This window comes from Lentilactobacillus sp., assembly GCF_040773105.1.
Taxonomy (GTDB): Bacteria; Bacillota; Bacilli; order Lactobacillales; family Lactobacillaceae; genus Lentilactobacillus; species Lentilactobacillus parabuchneri.
On record NZ_JAXGWW010000208.1, the window covers coordinates 1 to 3,683 of the forward strand.

Annotated in this window: 3 protein-coding genes; 2 read left to right on the plus strand and 1 reads right to left on the minus strand. The window is 45.3% G+C overall.

Annotation, left to right across the window (positions count from 1 at the left end; translation table 11 throughout):
* Positions 1-1,069 (minus strand): 3-phosphoserine/phosphohydroxythreonine transaminase (serC, locus tag AB3112_RS09400; protein WP_367334371.1); only part of this gene is annotated, 1,069 nt, incomplete at its 3' end.
* Between the two features lie 367 nt (positions 1,070-1,436).
* On the opposite strand from serC, the gene AB3112_RS09405 reads away from it, so the two are divergent.
* Complete coding sequence (locus AB3112_RS09405; RefSeq protein ID WP_084973363.1) at positions 1,437-2,066, plus strand: histidine phosphatase family protein; 630 nt, start codon at positions 1,437-1,439, stop codon at positions 2,064-2,066.
* A 379-nt stretch (positions 2,067-2,445) separates the two neighbouring features.
* Positions 2,446-3,683 (plus strand): peptide ABC transporter substrate-binding protein (locus tag AB3112_RS09410; protein WP_367334372.1); only part of this gene is annotated, 1,238 nt, incomplete at its 3' end.

Below are 3,683 nucleotides of genomic sequence, written 5' to 3' on the forward strand. Positions count from 1 at the left end.
GTTTTTCAAAGTTGTGTAAGAAATCAACCAGTGCCTGGACACCCGCTAACGGCATGGCGTTGTACAGGCTGGCCCGCAGTCCACCGACGCTTCTGTGACCCTTGAGGTTCATTAAACCAGCGTCTGTGGCGGCAGTAATGGCCTCCTTGTCGACTGCAGCGTCACCAGTGGTAAATGGCACGTTGGTGAGTGAACGGTCGCTTGGCTTGATGTGGTTGGCAAATAACTTGGAGTCATCTAAGAAGTCGTACAACAGAGCTGCCTTTTGTCGATTAACCTGCTCAATTCCTTCGATCCCGCCTTGTTCTTTTAACCACTTTAAAACTAAGCCGGTTGCGTAAATATTGAAGACGGGTGGCGTGTTGTACATCGAGTTCTTTTTAACGAATAAATTGTAATTGAGGATACTTGGAATATGTTCAACTGGTTTAACCAGGTCATCTCTGACAATGACGAGCGTAACTCCGGCTGGCCCCAAGTTTTTTTGAACACCGCCAAAAATCAAACCAAAATCGCTGACGTTATAGTTTTCTGCCATAAAATTGGAAGATAAGTCACCGACTAACGTGACGTCACCGTGTTCAGGCAGCTCATGGTAGGCCGTGCCCTCGATCGTATTGTTAGTGGTAATGTGCAGGTAGTCATAATCCTGTGCGGAGATAGGGGTGTTGGCATGTGGCAGTGCTTGGTAGTGCTGGTCTTTGGTGGAAGCCAAAACGTCGACCTGGTAGCCTAAATTAGTTGCTTCATCGCCGGCTCTGGTTGCCCAGTGGCCACTATCCAATAAAGCAATTTTATGGTGGTTAGTGGCAAGGTTCATTGGAACGGCCGCAAATTGCCCTGTGCCACCGCCTTGGAAGAATAAAACGTGGTAGTTGTCAGGCACATGCATCAGCTCTCGGACATCCTGTTCCGCTGCGTTGATGATATCGTCGAATAAAGCGGAGCGGTGGGAAATCTCCATGATGCTCATGCCACTGCCGTTAATTGATGGCAGTTCTTCTTGAATTTGTTTGATGACCGGATCAGGAAGCGTTGCCGGACCCGCCGCAAAATTATATACAGTCATTACCAAAACCCCTTTATATAAATTAAAAAGCCCCCACAGTCGGCACCGTGAGAGCTTCTAACTTTCGTTTTAGCGGTCTCACAGTGATGAAAATCATTCATTCATCCATGTAAGGCCCTTTGTTGAATACATGCATCAAAAGATGGCCTACATAGATGCGACTGTAGACCAGGAGGATGATTTAGTTGTTGTTAAGTCAGCTAATTGATTGTTCATGTGAACGCCCTCCATTTCTTATAACTAAAATCTAACAGAACTCACAGATAAAAGCAACACCCATTTTGAATAATTTTACACGATGGTGTTTGCAAGTGCATAAATAACATGGTAAATTCAATGGATAAACTGCTTATTGGGAGGAACTTACATGACTGATTTTTACTTTGTCCGACACGGCCAAACGGCGGCTAATGCGGCTGGATTAAAGCAGGGGACCATTAATACCGAGATTACATATCTATCGGAAACCGGAAAGAAACAAGCGGAAAGTTTGCGGAAAGGTTTCGATATTTCGTTTGCGGACAGAATTATCGCAAGCCCGCTGCAACGGACTAAGGATACCGCAGACACCCTTAATCAAAGCGCAAACCTTCCGGTAACTTATGACAAACGGTTACTCGAGATCTCATACGGTAAATGGGATGGCCAAAAAAATGCTGATTTGATGACCGAGTACCCCGAGCTGTTTGACCACACGTTGAATGATGTTCTCCCAAGCTATGCCCCCACCGCGGGCGGAGAAACCTTTGAGCATGTGATTGATCGGGTGGCTGATTTGATGGCTGATTTGTCTCGGCAGTACGCCGACCAGAAGTTAATTCTCGTTACCCACGGGTTTACGATTAAGGCGGCGGTTTTAGCGGCGATTGGCCGTCCGGACAACATGATGGTCATTGAAGAACCCGACAATACCAGTGTGACGAAGATTACCTATGACCCAGCCACCAGTGCTTATTATTTGCGCTACTATAACCGGGTTGTGAGTGATCAATTTTAGTAATTGTTTGACAAACGAATTTGAATCATTTATATTAATGCCAACAACTATCGAAAGAGGAGGAAGCCATTTCATGCAAACATCAGCTGTTAACTTCATGTGCTGTTCAATGTGTCAAGCTCAGGTTAGCGCTGATCGTGGCTTCTTTGGTCAAACATTCGATTTGTGGAGAAGAGTCTAACTTTACGTAGACACAACTCTCATTGAATGGCTAAAGTGCCCTCGTTTCAGTGTTAATCACTGAACGAGGGCACTTTTTATTTGTTCAAAACAACTCTTTCATTAAAAAATATTTTAAAGGTGGCGGTCATATGTGTTCGTGTAGTCAGATGCTGATTGAAGTGAAAATGAACTAATTTAATTCTTGGAGGAATGATTCATGCGAAAACTTAGATCCCTGTTATTATTAACCCTTGCTGCCTTACTGGTTGTGACATTGGCCGCCTGCGGTAAGTCAGCCACCAAAACCAGTAGTCAAAAACAAACGTTAAATCTCCGCACTACAGCACCACTGGACACAATTGATATTTCCAAAGCGACTGGTTATGGTCAGACCGGTAATGTCTTTGAAAGCTTTTATCGCCTGGGTAAAGATGGCAAGACCACCCCGGGCTTGGCCAAGAGCGGCAAAGTTTCAAAAGGCGGTAAGACATGGACATTTACCTTGAGAAATGCCAAGTGGAGTAACGGCGACAAAATTACGGCCCAAGACTTTGTCTATTCATGGCGACGAACGTTGGCGCCAAAGACCAAGTCGACTTACGCTTATTTATTTAGCGGGATCAAGAACGCCGATCAAGTGAATGCCGGTAAATTATCACCGGATAAAATCGGCATCAAGGCCCTTAACAGCAAGACCGTCCAGATTCAATTGGACAAGCCGATCGCTTACTTCAAGGTGCTGATGGCCTATCCATTATTTGGCCCCCAGAATCAAAAGGTGGTCGACAAATACGGCAAGAAGTACGGCACTAACTCCAAATACATGGTCTATTCGGGACCGTTTAAGATTCAAAATTGGAACGGAACCGGCAACAAGTGGCAGTTTGTTAAGAACAATCAGTATTGGGATAAGAAGGTCGTCAAATTAAGCAAAATCAACTATACAGTTGTCAGCAGCCCAACGACTGGACTGGAACTGTATCAGCAAGGCAAGCTTGATTTAACCCCATTGTCAAACGAACAGGTTAAGCATTATAAGGGCAATAAAGAATTCCAGCAGTATCCATACTCTTACGTTGGATACTTGAAGTACAACTTTAAAGACGCCAACCAAACAAAACGTAAGGCGATGAGCAACAAGGACATTCGCCTCGCCATTTCGTTAGCTATTGATCGCCAACAGTTAACCAAGAAAGTCTTGGGGGACGGCTCGGATACGCCAACTGGCTTTGTGGCATCGGGATTGGCCAAGGATCCAAAGACCGGCGTTGATTTTGCGAAACAGCAGGCAGTGCCAAACACCGTTGATTACAATGTCAAGTTGGCTAAGCAGCACTGGCAAAAGGGATTGAAAGCGTTGGGAACCAAGAACGTCACCTTGACGATTACGGCTTCAAACGATGACCCAACCAGCAACCCGATTACTCAGTACATGAAGTCGGAGTTGCAACAGGA